The organism is Tsukamurella pseudospumae, assembly GCF_001575205.1.
Lineage (GTDB): Bacteria > Actinomycetota > Actinomycetes > Mycobacteriales > Mycobacteriaceae > Tsukamurella > Tsukamurella pseudospumae.
In genome coordinates, this window is record NZ_LSRE01000044.1 from 218409 (window position 1) to 232957 (window position 14549).

At 67.7% G+C, this 14549-nt stretch carries 16 protein-coding genes; 5 read left to right on the plus strand and 11 right to left on the minus strand.

What is annotated here, in order from left to right; translation table 11 throughout:
* Positions 1-197 precede the first annotated feature (197 nt).
* Positions 198-1175 (minus strand): hypothetical protein, encoded by a 978-nt coding sequence (locus tag AXK61_RS18745; RefSeq protein WP_068746634.1) that lies wholly within the window; start codon positions 1173-1175, stop codon positions 198-200.
* On the minus strand, positions 1172-1474 hold the full coding sequence (locus AXK61_RS18750; protein ID WP_068746635.1) for a hypothetical protein: 303 nt from the start codon (positions 1472-1474) through the stop codon (positions 1172-1174). The genes AXK61_RS18745 and AXK61_RS18750 overlap by 4 nt, the downstream gene beginning before the upstream one ends.
* A gap of 517 nt (positions 1475-1991) precedes the next feature.
* Here AXK61_RS18750 and AXK61_RS18755 point away from each other — a divergent pair.
* On the plus strand, positions 1992-2360 hold the full coding sequence (locus AXK61_RS18755; RefSeq protein WP_068746636.1) for a hypothetical protein: 369 nt from the start codon (positions 1992-1994) through the stop codon (positions 2358-2360).
* Positions 2361-2767: 407 nt separating this feature from the next.
* Here the strand turns inward: AXK61_RS18755 and AXK61_RS18760 are convergent, their stop codons facing one another.
* The 3 genes from AXK61_RS18760 to AXK61_RS24530 form a co-directional block, all read right to left on the minus strand.
* Positions 2768-3175, minus strand: a complete 408-nt coding sequence (locus tag AXK61_RS18760) for a hypothetical protein (protein ID WP_068746637.1) — start codon at positions 3173-3175, stop codon at positions 2768-2770.
* Between the two features lie 256 nt (positions 3176-3431).
* Complete coding sequence (locus tag AXK61_RS18765) at positions 3432-4592, minus strand: hypothetical protein (protein WP_068746638.1); 1161 nt, start codon at positions 4590-4592, stop codon at positions 3432-3434.
* A gap of 495 nt (positions 4593-5087) precedes the next feature.
* Complete coding sequence (locus AXK61_RS24530; RefSeq protein ID WP_082789433.1) at positions 5088-5456, minus strand: DUF4189 domain-containing protein; 369 nt, start codon at positions 5454-5456, stop codon at positions 5088-5090.
* 158 nt (positions 5457-5614) lie between these two features.
* Between AXK61_RS24530 and AXK61_RS18770 the strand changes: the two genes are divergently transcribed.
* Both AXK61_RS18770 and AXK61_RS18775 read left to right on the plus strand, forming a co-directional pair.
* The gene (locus AXK61_RS18770) at positions 5615-6208 is read left to right on the plus strand and encodes a hypothetical protein (protein ID WP_068746639.1); all 594 of its coding nucleotides are present in this window, start codon (positions 5615-5617) and stop codon (positions 6206-6208) included.
* A complete protein-coding gene (locus AXK61_RS18775) occupies positions 6192-6725 on the plus strand; it encodes a TetR/AcrR family transcriptional regulator (protein ID WP_068746640.1) in 534 nt (177 codons plus the stop codon). Before AXK61_RS18770 ends, AXK61_RS18775 begins: the two co-directional genes overlap by 17 nt.
* Here AXK61_RS18775 and AXK61_RS18780 read toward each other — a convergent pair.
* Positions 6706-7380, minus strand: a complete 675-nt coding sequence (locus tag AXK61_RS18780) for a lysophospholipid acyltransferase family protein (protein ID WP_068746641.1) — start codon at positions 7378-7380, stop codon at positions 6706-6708. The genes AXK61_RS18775 and AXK61_RS18780 overlap by 20 nt on opposite strands.
* 84 nt (positions 7381-7464) lie before the next feature.
* On the opposite strand from AXK61_RS18780, the gene AXK61_RS18785 reads away from it, so the two are divergent.
* The gene (locus AXK61_RS18785) at positions 7465-8007 is read left to right on the plus strand and encodes a TetR/AcrR family transcriptional regulator (protein WP_156485747.1); all 543 of its coding nucleotides are present in this window, start codon (positions 7465-7467) and stop codon (positions 8005-8007) included.
* Positions 8008-8043: 36 nt separating this feature from the next.
* On the opposite strand, the gene AXK61_RS18790 is transcribed toward AXK61_RS18785, so the two are convergent.
* From AXK61_RS18790 to AXK61_RS18805, 4 genes are all read right to left on the minus strand, one after another.
* Complete coding sequence (locus AXK61_RS18790; RefSeq protein WP_068746643.1) at positions 8044-9351, minus strand: KasA/KasB family beta-ketoacyl-ACP synthase; 1308 nt, start codon at positions 9349-9351, stop codon at positions 8044-8046.
* 100 nt (positions 9352-9451) lie between these two features.
* Complete coding sequence (locus AXK61_RS18795) at positions 9452-10174, minus strand: MgtC/SapB family protein (protein ID WP_068746644.1); 723 nt, start codon at positions 10172-10174, stop codon at positions 9452-9454.
* Positions 10171-11307 (minus strand): hypothetical protein, encoded by a 1137-nt coding sequence (locus AXK61_RS18800; RefSeq protein ID WP_068746645.1) that lies wholly within the window; start codon positions 11305-11307, stop codon positions 10171-10173. Before AXK61_RS18800 ends, AXK61_RS18795 begins: the two co-directional genes overlap by 4 nt.
* Positions 11308-11311: 4 nt before the next feature.
* Complete coding sequence (locus AXK61_RS18805; RefSeq protein ID WP_068569019.1) at positions 11312-12235, minus strand: metal-dependent hydrolase; 924 nt, start codon at positions 12233-12235, stop codon at positions 11312-11314.
* Positions 12236-12300: 65 nt separating this feature from the next.
* Between AXK61_RS18805 and AXK61_RS18810 the strand changes: the two genes are divergently transcribed.
* Positions 12301-12900 (plus strand): TetR/AcrR family transcriptional regulator, encoded by a 600-nt coding sequence (locus AXK61_RS18810; protein WP_068746646.1) that lies wholly within the window; start codon positions 12301-12303, stop codon positions 12898-12900.
* On the opposite strand, the gene AXK61_RS18815 is transcribed toward AXK61_RS18810, so the two are convergent.
* Positions 12890-14377: a hypothetical protein gene (locus AXK61_RS18815; RefSeq protein ID WP_156485748.1), complete on the minus strand. Its 1488-nt coding sequence runs from the start codon at positions 14375-14377 to the stop codon at positions 12890-12892. The two genes, AXK61_RS18810 and AXK61_RS18815, sit on opposite strands and share 11 nt — an antisense overlap.
* Between the last annotated feature and the right edge of the window lie 172 nt (positions 14378-14549).

Genomic DNA, 14549 nt, shown 5'->3' on the forward strand with positions numbered 1-14549 from the left:
TTTCGAGCAGGCGCACAACGGCTCCAGACTCGGACACAGCGTTGAGATGCACCGCGTGCGCCCGTTACCGCCATCCGGCCCGTTGCAGCCGACCGTGACGACGTCAGGCCTCAGCGAACGGTCAGCCTGGACGGCGCAATACACCAGCCACGCGGCTGCGCACAGGACGACGAGCGCGGACACCGCCGCTTCCGCACTCACTGCGCGGTCCCGTCGAGCCGGACCGTCACGTCGGGCAAGTACTCGTCGCTCGGCAAGCCGATCTGGAAGAAGCGCCGGTCGCTCACGTATACGAAGTCCACACCGTCGCCGAGGTCAGCCTTGAAGACTTCCTCGCAGGTCGGGCACGTCGGAAAGACCCGCGTGGTCGGCCCGCAGGTGACCACCATCATCGCGTCGATCTCCGTGTCTTGCCATTCCTCGCACCACCAACACTGCGCGAAACCGCTCTCGGCCGTCTCGCGCCAGAGCAACCGGACGATCCGTAGCGGCGTGCTCATCACGGGAACGGGATGCGCTTCCGTGCACACGTCTTCCGGTTGATTGTGGATCACGACGACGCGATCAGGAGCACCAGCCGCGCGGACGCGCTCGTAGTCCAGCTGACACACGCGTTCCTCAGCGGCGATCCGCTCCTGGACGTGCGGCCCCTCGTAGTAGCAGCGTTTGGAATCGTGTGCCCGCAGATCTTCAAGGGTGTACTCGCGGCCACCCGGCAGCAACGGCTGCGGAGGACGGCTCGTGTTCAGCAGCAACCGATCCGGATAGTGCCCCGCGTAGTCGATCACGTTATCGCTCGGGTCCACTTCCAGCCTGGCGCACCCCGCCCTGGCTCGGTCGCGCGGGTCGCTCGACGCCTCCAATTCGCGGACCCGGTCTTCGCCGAGCATCTCGACGGTCTCGGCGTAGGTCGCCGGGCCGCGATCCTCGTTGCGGGCTCGGTCCAGTCCCGCCACGCCCAAGGGGTGCTTGTTCACGTTGCGCGAGAGCCTGCGCTCTCGTACGAGAACGCGGTGGCCGTCCGGCCCCATGATCGTGACCTTCGGCTCATTCATCGCGAGTAGGTGATCGATGGACGGACTATGAGCTGCCGACAGCTCTGCGCCGGACATCCCGAGCGCCGGGGCGACCTCGATCAGCTCGGGCGGGATGTTCTGCTGGTCCTCCGCGCTCACTGCTGCGCCTCCTGACCACCCGACGCGAGCGTCTGGAGCCAATCCCAGAGGTCCACGTCGGCGTACCAGGAGTGACCCGCGAGAGTGAAACGGCGCAGCTCACCGCGTTCCTGCGCGTAGCGAAGCCGGGTCGGGGTGATGCCGGTGATACCCATTTCCCGGAAGAATTCGAGCGCGCCCTCCCTTCCCTTCCGGGTCGGGAGGTTGGACAGTTCGTCGCGATTGACGATGCTCCGCTGCTGCTGGCGATTGGGCGCGGGCGTAGCGACCCGCTGCGCGGTCTGGGTGAGTTGGCTCATGGCCGATGCTCCTTGGGACGAGGAAGTGTCCACGAAAGGAGCCTTGAGCTAAACGAAGAAGTCAGGCCGCACCACCGTGCACACTCCCAAATTCGGAAGTGAACGGCAGAGTCACGGCCTGCCCTGAATCGTCGTCAGCTGTAGCTATACCGCCTGGCGCAATGCCGTGGCCGGTTGGCTACTGCCGCCAACTGTACCACCCACTAGGCGCGGGTAGCGCGCCAGCCACCGCCCCTAACTCGCTGGACTGCAGTCACTTCCGCGACTCCGTCCGTGATCCCGAGGAGAAACGAGCGCGAGAACAGTCCCTAACTAATTCCGGTAGTCCGTAGAGCGCCGTTTCCGACCGCCTGATTGGCGCGCTGACGCGCCCGCGCCTCGCGCGGGTACGGGGATACTGCTCACACTCAGGCAGTCTTAAGGTTCTGACTCCGTTGCCGGTGGACCACCGTACGATCATCCCGCGCTCTTGACTTTCTCTTGAGCGATGCTATGGAACGTCTAGAAGGAGGCGCTGATGCGCGGATGGAAGCTGGCCGGGGTCGGCCTAGCGGTGGGGACGCTGGTCCTGACGGGATGCGGGGGCGGAGACGATCGCGTCACGGCCGAACAGGTCGCTGAAAAGTGCAACAAGGACTCCAGCTATTTGACGCTGGGGTCGGACAAGAAGTCGATCGAGTACAACTTCTTCGCTGGCACCCAGGCCGCGGAGGATGTGTACAACTGCCTCCTGAAGGAGTCGGGCGCACCGTCGAGCGTCGACTACAAGGTGAAGGAGACACGGCCGATTGACGGGACGCAGAGCGTGTCGTGGGACGGCTGGGAGATGAATTGGAACTACGGAGGTAGCGGCAAGGGCACGCGCATCCTCCTAGAGGAGAAGTAGGCTCGTCGGGCCGCTCCGAACAGCCGAAACCCCCGCCTAGGAGAATTGAAAGCGGTCGCTTCGCCTCGGCGGGGGTCGGTTGCGGGGAGAGAGCCGGACCGTGGCTCTCTCCTCCGCGCCGCGTCGGACAAGTCGACGACGCGCGACAGGGACAAGTCAACCTGTCGTCGGGTTGCGGAACAGGTACCGCTCCCCGAGATTGTGGCCGGGCTCTGCCCGGCGTCTCCTGTTCAGTTTGGTGCGGCCCGTGGGCTGCGTGCTGCGGTTGCTCAGCCGCCTATCGCGGGCCGCTGCCGTTCGCGGTGGCTGCCTGCGGTGCGTGGGTGGCCCCCACGGGCTACCCGGTGCCGCGTCAACCGCCCTGCTCCGATCTGCGTGGCGTGGCGTCGTCCGGAATCGGCCGGCGATCATTGCCGGACCTTTCGGCCTGCTGCTGCGCTACGACGCGCGGGGTTCGGTTTCGCGGTCACGGTGAGCTGCTTCTGGGCCTTGTCGAGCGAGGGCGTCACGTCGAGGCGGCGATTGGGCTTGCCGTGATAGCCCGCGATCCCCTTGACGACCACGCCTCGGCCTGCGGGTGATCGGAACTCGGCCCCGACCTTCACGCCTTTGTAATCTCCGCCCTGGCCTACGACGAGGTGCTTCTCGAAGCTGCCGTTCACGTAGGCGTTGCCGACTGACTTCCCGACCTTCTTCGAGTAGGTCTTGGCTGCGGTGTTCGCGGCCGACTTCGCTCCCTTGGCGGTGGACCCGATCTTCGATCCGGCCCCCGCGAACCGCCCCTGACGGTCCCGCTTGAAGCTGCGGCGGCTCACGACGACCCTCCATCGCCGGGACCGCTCGCGCTCGATCCGCGCGCGTTGCGGTCGGCCAGCTCAGCGGCCAGGGCGCGCAGACCAGCGGGCTCCTCGGCGCGCGGAGCCATCCCGCAGTACATTCCCCCTTCGCGCGGAAGGGCTTCCGCGAGGTCGGGAGGCGTGAGACCCGGTCCCCAGCTGAACTCGCTGGGTTCCAGCTCGGTCCGGTCCACCGGCGACAGACGCCTATCGCGGCGTCCGGCAGAGCGGCTCATCAGCGCCACGTCCAGTCGGGCACGTCGTACGCGCCGGACGCCTTCACCTGGACCACGCAGGCCGCGCCCCGGTATCGGACGCCCGTACCAAAACCCCTTGCGTAAAAGCTGTCCTGGAGCGGGTACCGCTGATCGCGACCCGGAATCATTCGCAAGCCCTGGTAGCTCGGGTTCGCGTGCTGGCGGAAGGCGACCGGGTTCCGGCTGCTGTTCGGCCCACCGGTCGCCACGACGGTGACGTAGCCGACGGGCAAGTAGTGCGACTCGATCACCCAACTAGGCCCGTAGCTACCCGCGACCGGCAGGCCGCCGAACTCGGCGGGCGCGACCTTGCCGACGATGTTCTCCGGCGTGAGGTACGCCGGGGCGCTCGCCGACGGGATGAAGTCGAACTTCGACACGATGCCGTTGGTCTCCACGCCCGCGCGGAAGGTGCTGATCAGCTCGCCCTCGTTGGGGTGGCAGAGGATCACCAGCTGCGAATTGCCGTCGACGCCGAAGCCCTTCGAGCGGACCTGATTCAGCGCGTCCAGGAGGTCGCCCGGGTCGAGCGCTGCGTTCCCCGAAACGAGGTAGTGGCTGTTCTCGGGCGGGAAGGTCTGACCCGCGTACGGGGGCGGGATCATCCCGTCAGTGCCGTTGTAGAGGCCATACACGGGAGTCGAAAACTCGTTCGATCCCTGCGTCGGGTCGAACAGCCGACGAAGGATGTTCCCCGTGGTCAGACGGTTATCAGCCTCGAACGCGCGGTCGATCACGCTGCGGACCTGCTCAGCGCTGGCATCGCGCAGGAATCGCCATGTGAAACGCGATGCGATGTCGTAATCCGTGTAGGTGTAACCGAGAATCAGGGCGTTCGGCTCCGCGCGGAGGCCGGTCGGCTCGCCGAATTCCGACGCTTCCTCGAAGTGATCCCCGCCGAGGGACTGCGGAATGGCGTCGCCCGGCGCGACCGTCGGATACGAGATCAGCGCGGCCAGGGCGGAGCGCTTCTGGTTCCACATCTGCATCGCGGTCTGCGCCTGCGTCCAGAGGGAAGCGAGGTCGACGCCGTCGGCGGTCTGATTGACCAGGACGTCACCGCTGGTCGAGTAGCCGGTGGCCTGGTCGCCGCCGAACGCGAACAAATCGCGGAAGCGGGCGGAATTAATGGTGTTCATGGTTTCTCCGAATCGGTAGGTGTGACTGGATCCGTCGGGGCTCTATCTCGACGACGCCGGTCCCTGACCAAGCGGATGAATTGCGCGATGCGCGGGTGAAACTGAATTGCGGATCTTGTGAGCCTGCTGCGACCGCTGGTCGCCCTTCGCCGCGCGGGGTCCTGCCCCTGCTGCGGCGCGCTGGCTACAGCCACCGTACGCCCACCGTCCGAGGGGCTGCCAGCGTCCGCAGGAGAGCCGGCGAATCGCTGATCGGACGGTGCCGTGCCACCCCCGTGCTACCCACCGGCGCTAGTTAGGCGCTGCGCCACCGGTGGCCGCTACTGCTCAACCGGTGCTCAAATACTTGCTCTCACCTGCGAGTCTACGGAATCGACAACCGCATCATGCCTGGTGGCGTATCTCGGAGCACGGCGGACCGCAGGTTTTCAAAACCCGTCCAGTGTGAGTTCGAGTCTCACCGGGGGCACAGTACGGATCGACTGGTTCGTTGGGTCAGTAGCCGTTGCAGTCGGCGACGATGATCTTCCCGCCCCCTGCCCGGGCGAGCGCATCGTCTTTGGCGAACGCGAGTCTGTCGTGGACAGCGCCTTTGATGCCTTTGGGTCCTTGCGCGACAGCGCCGCAACCCTCGAAGACGACGACGACCCTGCATGCAGCGCGCCCACACCCGCGCAGTGCACTCGCCGATGCCTTCTGCGGACTTGATGACATCGTCGTGTCTCCCCAGTGGCCCGCTCCGTCGACGGCCAAGGCGCCCCAGTACACGCCAGCACCCGCTGGAGCGGGGCCCGCCACAGCGACGGCAGCGCCGCAGACCGCGACGGCACTCAACCTTCTTGTGAACGTCGCGATTCCGGTCATGATTGCTCCTTTGTTGTCGGGTTTCCCGATATTGACGCTAGGGCGCACAGTCGCTGTCGACCATCCTCTGAACGGATGACTGTGAGCCCGGTTGTGGCAATACGATCGTATGGTAGCTTGAGGCAATACGAACGTATTGGTCGATCGAGGAGGGCTCTGTGTTCCGGATTCTGGAAGTCGTCGGCATGCTCGCGCCTGTCGCGGGGATCGTCATCATGGTGATCTACCGGCGACGTGCGACCGCGGGCGTCGTGTGGGGCGTCGCCGGTGCGATCGTTGCGTTGATCGCTTCCGTTGTCGGGTTCCTGGGCCCGCGGCTGTCGTTGCTGGGCGGAGGAACCGACTCCGGCGACGCGCTGCTCGACAACCTGCACTCGTGGGCGCTGTTGCGCGTGGCGCTGCTCCTGGTCAGCGTGATCCTGCTGGTCATCGGAGCGTTCTCCGGGCGCGACGGCACCCGCACTCCCGTCGGGTGGCTGGCCGGCGGAATCCCACTGGTCCTGGTCGGTTTCGCGCTGACCTTCGTGCACGTCGACTTCGGCGCGGACAGCGAGGGGGCGTCGGAGATCGTCGGTCTCCTCGTGGAGACGGCGCAGTTCGCCCTCCTGGGCCTGGGTGTCCTGCTGCTCTGCCTCGCCGTGGTCAGCGGTCGCTCGACTTCCGACGGGCGTCGTGAGCCTGCGCAGATGGTGGTCGGAGCGGCCATGCAGGCCAAGCAGTTCTACGATCGTGCTCATGCCCGCCGCCGCTGACGCTCTCACCGACCAGGTCATCGCGCAGATCTCCGAGGCGGGACTCGACGGGCTGAGCGTCCGTACCGTCGCAACGCGGGCCGGAGTGTCGATCGGCGCGGTGCAGCACCACTTCCCGACCAAGGCGGCGATGCTCCGGGCCGCGCTCCGCACCGTCGCCGCCCGGGCTGCCGAGCGCTACCGCGGGGCCGCGGAGGTCGACGATGTCCGCCAGCGCCTCGTGGCGCTCCTCGTTCTGCTCGTGCCGGACGACGTCGGTGACGACACCGCCCGGGTGTGGGTGGCCTTCTCCGCCCGTGCGCTCACCGACCCCGAGATTGGGGAGGTGTACCGCGACCTGTGGTCGCGGTTACGTTCTGCCATAGCGGATCTCATGGCGGAGGCGGGCATTCCGGTGACCGACGCGCAACGCCGCGCGACGGCGGCGCTCGCGCTGGCCGACGGACTCACCGTCGACGTCCTCGCGGGCGCGATTCCGGTCGAGGAGGCGCGGGCGATCATCGTCGGCGTGGTCTGACGCTCGGACCCCCGGGTGCGTAGTGGTCGACGTACTGCTGGCCGGTCAGCTCCTGGATCCGGCGCTGCACCGCGTCGGTCGCACCGCGGACGCCGGATTCGGCGAGGACGGTGCCGATCTCGATCGGCCTGCCGAATCGCACGCCGACCCGACCCCGGTTGAGGGTGCGCTGGGGGCCGGGAGGATTGACGATGTCCGTGCCGCGCAGGCCGACAGGGATCACGAGTGCTCCTGGGACGCGCTCGGCGACCCGGGCGAGCCCGGTGTGGCCGCGGTAGAGGCGCCCGTCAGGCGAACGTGTGCCCTCGGGGTAGATTCCCCAGGCTCCGCCCCGACGGAGGTGATCGACCGCCGCGTCCAGCGCGGCGGAGTCGCCGCCCGAACGGTCGACGGGAATCTGACCCGCGGACCGGAAGAACCAGCGCGAGAGGCGCCCACGGATCCCTGTGCCGGTGAAGTACTCGAGTTTCGTCAGGAACGCGATCTCCCGCGGTGACGCCAACGGCAGGATCAGCGAATCGACCTCCGCGAGGTGGTTCGCCGCCAGGATCACCGGCCCGCTGTCCGGGATGTTCTCCACGCCTGTGACATCGACGCGGACGACGGTCCGCAGAGCGGGTTCGAGCAGTACGTGTTTGTACAGGGCGTAGAACATCGCATGACTCCTGACATGGCGGGCGTAGACAGTGTCTACCAGGTGGGTCTTGCCAGTCTGCCTACATCTGTAGACACTGTCAACGTGGACGCGACACGAGATGCACTGGTCCGGGCCGGCACCGCGATGGTGGACGCCGACGGGATCGGTGCCGTCGGCGTCCGTTCGGTCGCCGCCGCCGCGGGCCTGTCCCACGGGGCGCCGCGCCGGTACTTCCCGACGCTGACCGCGCTGCTGGCGGCGATCGCGAGGGAGGGGGTCCTCGACCTCGACCGTGAACTCGGGCCTGCACTGCACAGCGGAGTCGGCGACGCGGCCGTCGCGTATTGGCGCTACTCCGTCACCCGTCCGTACATGTTCGATCTGATCTTCAGGCACGACCTCCTCGCCGGGGCGGGTGGTGACCTGCGTGGAATCACGGGCGTATGGATCGACGCTCTCGCGGATCGCCTCGGGGGCGTCGACCGCGCGATCGAGATGTGGTCCGCCGTGCACGGCCTGTGCGTTCTCACGCGCACCGAGGCGGTCGCCGTCGCGGGGGTCGCGGTGGACGAGGCGTACGTCCACGCGTTCGCCGAGCGCCTCGCGGCATCGACGTCAGGAACGAACGACGCCGCCCGCTCCTGAATCAGGAGCGGGCGGCGTCGTGAGAAACGGTGCTACTCAGTACTTGCCGAAGGCGAGCGCCACGTCGTGGCCGCCGAAGCCGAACGAGTTGTTCAGCGCGTACTTATAGTCGCCCTTACGTGCCTCGCCGTGCACCACGTCGAGCTCGATTTCGGGGTCCTGGTTCTCCAGGTTGAGGGTCGGCGGGATGACGCCGTCGCGCAGCGACAGCACCGTCAGGGCGGCCTCGAGGGCGCCGACGGCGCCGATCGAGTGGCCCAGCGCGCCCTTGGGGGCGTAGATCGCCGCGTCGGTGCCGACGACCGCGTTGATGGCCTTGGCCTCGGCGAGGTCGCCGATCGGGGTCGCGGTGGCGTGCGCGTTGATGTAATCGATGTCCGCGCGGGTCAGGCCGGCGGTCTCCATCGCGCGCTTCATGGCGCGAGCGGCGCCGCCGCCCTCGATGTCGGGGGAGACCATGTGGTAGCCGTCGGAGGTGATGCCGGCGCCGAGCAGGCGCGCGATGGGCTTCGCGCCGCGGGCGAGCGCGTGCTCCTCGGTCTCGATGATCATCAGGGCCTGGGCCTCGCCGAAGACGAAGCCGTCACGGTCCTTGTCGAACGGACGCGATGCCGCGAGCGGATCGTCGTTGCGGGTCGACAGGGCGCGCATCATCGCGAACGGGGCGATGACGGGGCTGTCGATGCGTCCCTCGATGCCGCCGCAGACGGCGATGTCGGCGTCGCCCATGACGATCTGGCGCCACGCGTGGGCGATGGCCTCGTTGCCGGTCGAGCACGCGGAGACGGGGGCGATGGCACCGGCGCGGGCGCCGATCTCCAGCGCCGAGACGGCGCAGGCACCGTTCGGCATGGCCATCTGCACGGTGAACGGCGAGACCTTGCGGACGCCGTGATCGCGCAGCGCGTCGACGGCCTCGACCATCGACTCGCCGCCGCCGAGACCCGTGCCGACGACCGCCGCGAGGCGGTTGTGGTCGACGTCGGGGCGGCCGGCCTTGTCCCACAGCCGCTTGGTGATGACGTGCGCGGCCTGCTCCACGTAGGACATGCGGCGCTTGGACACGTGCTGCTTGCTGATGTCGCCCGCGTACTTGCGGTCGGGACGCTCGGGAACCTCCGAAGTGGGGTCCTCGAGGAGCTGGCCGCCGAAGCGGACCGGAAGATCGGCGATGTCGACGCCGATGAAGTCGCCCTTGAGCTCGCGGATACCGCTCTTGCCGGCGAGGAGGCCCTCCCACGTGGACTCGGTGTCGGTGCCGATCGAGGTGGTCATCTCGATCGCGGTGACGACGACGTTGGGGAACTGTCCGCCGAGCGTGCTGAAACTACGGATGTCTGCCATGCCTTCCATGAAACAGGATCGGACCGCCCTTCCGCCTGTTGTCAGGTGAGAAGTTCACAGCCGTCTCTTGTGGGATCGTCACGAACCGTTCGGTTCACTGTCAGTCCTCGTCCGCGCCGCGGTCGATCCGCAGCACTCCGTCGACCGCGCCGAGGGCGGCGCCCGCCTCCGTGACACCCCGTCCGACCAGCGATAACGCGACGGTGACCTCCGGGCGCGTGATCGTCTCGTCCGAGGGCCCGTCCACGACTGTGAGTGACGCCACAGTCCACCCTCGCCGAGTGCACGTGGCGAGCACGTCCCGCAGGATCCCGGCCCCGTCGCGGTAGGTCAGGGTGAACCCGCGCTCCGCGGTTCCCCGCACCGCGACCATCCGCCCGAGCGGCGTGAACCCGAGGACCGCCACGAAGTGCAGGCCGGTGACGGCGACGGCGAGGACCTCCAGCCCCGCCCCGGCCGCCATCCCGATCGCGGCGGTCTCCCAGACGGCCGCGGCGGTGGTCAGGCCCCGGATCGCGCCGCGCCGGGTGATGATCAGTCCCGCGCCGAGGAAGCCGATGCCCGAGACGATCTGCGCCGCGACACGCGACGGGTCGAGCACCACTGCGCCCGGCTGCAGGACGTTGCTGAAGCCGTACTTGCTGACCAGCAGGATCAGGGCGGAGGTGGTGCCGACGATCGCCTGCGTCCGCAGCCCCGCACTCTTGCCGCGGAACTCGCGCTCAAGCCCGACCACCGTGGAGAGGCCGAAGGCGAGGATGAGCTGCTCGATCTGGCGCCAGCCCTGACCGGCGCCGATCCACGATGTGGCGAGCGTGCTCACACCTCCATGGTGCTCCCGATCGGCTCGGGCGCAACCGGTCCACGGTCGCGGACGACGAAGGTCAGAGCGACCGCCGCGATCCCGATCACGAAGCAGAGCAGCGTGAAGGGCAGGTTCCCGACGGGGTCCCCGGCCGCCGTCAGGCCGTCCTTCGCGCCGAGGAAGTCGGGGAGCGCCGCGATCCACAGTCCCGCGAACACCACGAGGTAGAGCGAGGCGTACGCCTGGACCAGACGGTTGCGGTGGGCCGGGAACGACGGTGCGCCGGGCCCGGGGGACAGGCACCGTCGGACCGCGTACAGGGCGGCCCCGGCCATCAGGGCCAGTTCCAGGGCGTAGACGGTGCCGCGCACCGTGTCGCCGGCCAGGCCGATGATCGTGGCGGGCAGGGGCAGGACGAACGTGCCCACGGACGCCGCGAGGCCGATGACGACGCTGCGCCACACCAGCTGCGGGCCGGTGAACCGGACGCCCGCGTCGACGTGCCGGCCGACCATGAACTGCACACACAGCGCCAGCGACATGGGCCAGAGCGCCGCGAACACCACGACCGATCCCATCGGAACGGAGGTGAAGAAGGGCAGGTTGATCGGATTGTCGGGGGCCCACTCCCACCAGCGCAGTTGCGGCCCGAGGTGGTCGAAGATCTCGTAGAACGCGCCGTGCACGAGTCCGACGGTGCACGCGCCCAGGAACGTGCCGCATCGCCGGAAGACGCCCAGCATGCGGACGATCTCGAACGACATCGTGGCCATCAGCGGGTAGATCGCCACGATGTAGAGCGGCAGCCGCCCCCAGAGGAACTCGACGGTGAACAGGTTGTGCGCGAACATCGTGTCCACGTGCCCCGCGAGGCCGAAGGCGCCGGGGAAGTAGAGCGGCGGTTCGATGACGAACAGGTAGGCGGTGGCGCCGAACCAGATCGCGAGGTTCGTCGCGTCACCCTGGCGCCAGCGCCGGAAGGCGTGGATGAGCATGAGGACCGAGCCGATGATGATCGTCAGCTCCAGCACCGGCAGCGTCCAGTTCTCCAGGTGGAACGGACTGCGCACGGACATCAGTCCGCCGGTGTCGTCGCAGGTGAAGCCCATGCGACGCGCGAGGGCGTCGAAGGTGGGGGTGCACAGGTCCATCGCGTCAGGCCCCGATCGCCGCGTCCGAGGTGTACCAGCGGGTGCAGTCGACCCCGCTGTCGTAGCGGCGCAGCCACTCGCCGGCCAGGACCGGCAGGTTCTCGTGCGCCGGATCGTGCAGCGGCATCTGGCTGCGGATGATGCCCTTCATCGCGACGGCCTGCTCGGCCTTGGGGAGCACGTCGAAGGCGCGGGGCATGGCGCCCTTCGTCAGGTGCGGAGCGACGGCGACCAGCACCTTCTGCTTGAGCCGGTACCGCCCGAACATCGACAACGCGTCGACCTTCCGGTCCTTGAGCGGCACGTGCTGGTTGAATCCGGCGCAGGCGATCCGGATCACCTTGAGCACGTGCGCGAAGATCGACGGTGCCATCCGCATCCGGTAGACCTCGCTGCCCACGATCGCGTTGTAGATGATGAGCGCCGAGCTGCGGTGCTCCACCTCTTCGACGAAGTGCCACAGGAACATCGACGCCACGCGGTCGTCGCCCGGGCGGAACAGCGCTTCCTCGTTGTCGAGCATGAGCTTGAACACCGGTGTGAACGTGGCCTCGAGGTCGGCCGTGTACGCCAGCCGGTAGTCGGTCGAGGTGGCCTCGGTGAGGAGGTCGAACTCGCCGATCACCGCGTCGAGAGTGTTCTCCAAGCCCGGGTACTGCGCGATCAGCGCCTGGACGTGCCGACGGTGCGCGGTGGAGTGGTGGCCCTCCTGCTGCATGAAGGCGTTCGCCTCGGCCGCGACCTCCGGGTCGGCGAACTCCTTGCGCAACTGCAGGATCAGCTTGACGATCATCTTCTCGAAGCCGACGGCGAGGAAGCTGACCGCGTTCATCATCGACGAGAAGGCGGGATTGTCGGGGTTCCACAGGAAGGGCACGGGCGCCTCGTCGAAGTGGAAGTCCATCTTGCGGGGGTGCAGGTCCGTCATGAGGTGAACATACACATAGAACACGTTCTGTATGTTGAGAACGCGCGAAGCTGTAGCCTGGGGCGATGGCACGTAGGGGATGGGGTGGCACGCCGCCGACGAACGACGACGAGGCCTCGTCACGCATCGTGGCCGCCGCGGTGGACCTGATCGGGGCGCGCGGCACCACGTCGATCGCGGAGGTGGCGGACGCGCTCGGCGTGATCCGGCAGACCGTCTACCGGTACTTCCCGACGGTCGACGCGCTGCTGCAGGCCGCCGCCGTGCGGTCGGTGGGCGCCTTCCTCGATCGGCTTGCCGCGCACGTGCACGGGATCGGTGATCCCGCCGAGGCTGTGGTCGAGGGCATCGTCTTCACCCTGGATCAGGTGCCCCGCGCCCCGCATCTGCGCCTGATGCTCGCGGGGGAGCACTCGCACACCGAGGCCATCGCCTCCGGCCAGGCGATGGCCTTCGGCATGACGATGATCCAGCGCTTCGACGTGGACTGGCCCGCCCACGGCTACGACGAGGCGCGGCTGCGCGAGCTCGTCGAGTTCCAACTGCGGATCATGCAGTCCTTCTTCATCTCCCCGGGTGATCCGCCCCGTTCGCCCGACGATCTGCGCGCCTACCTGCTCCGGTGGGTCGCGCCCGCCGTGATGGCCGTGGAGTTCAGCGAGTAGGCGTCGATATCCGGAAGCCCGGTTGGATCGCGGTGACGCGCGCCTGCTGGCTGTTCACGAGGTCCACTGTGTCGCCGACCTGGACCAGCTTCAGGCTCTGTCCGAACCCGGATTCATGTGACACCGTCTCGTACTCGGTATCGGTGTCGCGTTCGGTTAGGACGAAGGTGTCCAGCTCGCCGTCGGAGTACTCGATCGTCACGATTGATCCGCGGAACGCCCTGCTGTCGGTCGACACGCCGTTCCGCTTCGCCCAGTCGGCCGCCAGGTCGCGCTGCTTCAGGTAGGTCCTCTTCGCGCGTCCGAGGTCGGCGAGCCGCGCCGCGAGACCGCGGTCGTCCTCGCTCAATTGCTGGTAGTCCTCGAGTCGTTCGCGACTGCCTCGACATTCGTCCATTCGAGCCGCCAGGTCGCGACGCCGCGCGAGGAGCGCCTCCTCGGCGATGCGGTACTGCTCGATCTCTCGGTCGAAGTCGGCGTCATTCGGTGTGCTCGTAGGGACGTCGTCGGGTGGTGGTCGATGGTCCGCGGGCGGCGTTTCGACAACCGTCTGTTCGGTGACTGCGGTCCCGTCTGCACCCGTGTGGTCGGTCTGTCGGACCGAAGGTGGAGGGTTGTTGGCCGGCGGTCCTTCCGACTGCTGCTGGACGGTGGGGGCGGGCTCGTCCGAGGATCGCGCTGCATAGCGATCCCTGAGGTCGCCGAGCTTTCGGGTGACGATCCGCCACCTTGCGCGGCTGGCCTGGTCGTTCGTCGCGGGCGGCTCGTCGGTGCCGGCGTCGGCGGGTGCCGGAGTGATCGAGGTGTCGTGGAACATCTGTCGTGGATCGCGCAGATGGCGGGCCGCCATCGTGAACGACTCCTCGATTTCTCGAGAGTATTTCTCGACCTGCGCCTGTGACTTGTACGCGGGATTGGCCGCGAGAGGATGCCAGGAGTCGATCACGCGGACGCCTGCCGCTAGCTCTGGGTACGCCAGCTGGAGCCGCGGCCATGCCGCTTTCGCCTGCACGCCGTGGAGCAGCACGACGCGTAGTCGCGGAAGAAGCTCCACCACCCGCGCAAGTGCATCGGTCGCGTGGAGTACGTCCTCATTCGTCGGGGTCAGCGTGCGATGTCCGCGCCGGACCGTCGTCGTCGGCTGCCACGGGAAGCTGTTCCACGCCTGAATGTCGCAGACATCGATGCCGGTCCCTGCGAGCAATGCCTTGTAACGCTCAGCGGTGGGATCGGCGTTCTCGATGCACAGCATGCCCGAGCCGTTGTGGTTGTCGGCGTTGGTCTTCGGACCGGGGTCCTGTAAGAGCGCCAGCAGGCGGGCGTTGACTCCACCGTAAGTCGGTGCAACGTACGGAACGAACGCCCCTCCGCGCTCCTCCCGCAACTGGTCGACCAGCTCGTTCACTGGCCGCACGTGAGGGTCGTACCGCCGTCGATAGAGGTCCTCGCGATACGTCGCATCGCTGCACCACTGCATGATTCCCACCCTTCTGAAGGCTCGCTCGCCGAGCCGGTCGCCTCGTCGTCGACCTGCGCTGCAACCCCGCTGCAACGCTTGACTCGTAGTGTTCCAGATCACACCGACAAGAACCGTCGGTGAAACACGCCGATACCACCCGGCAACACGCCGGGAACAGGATCGACCGTGA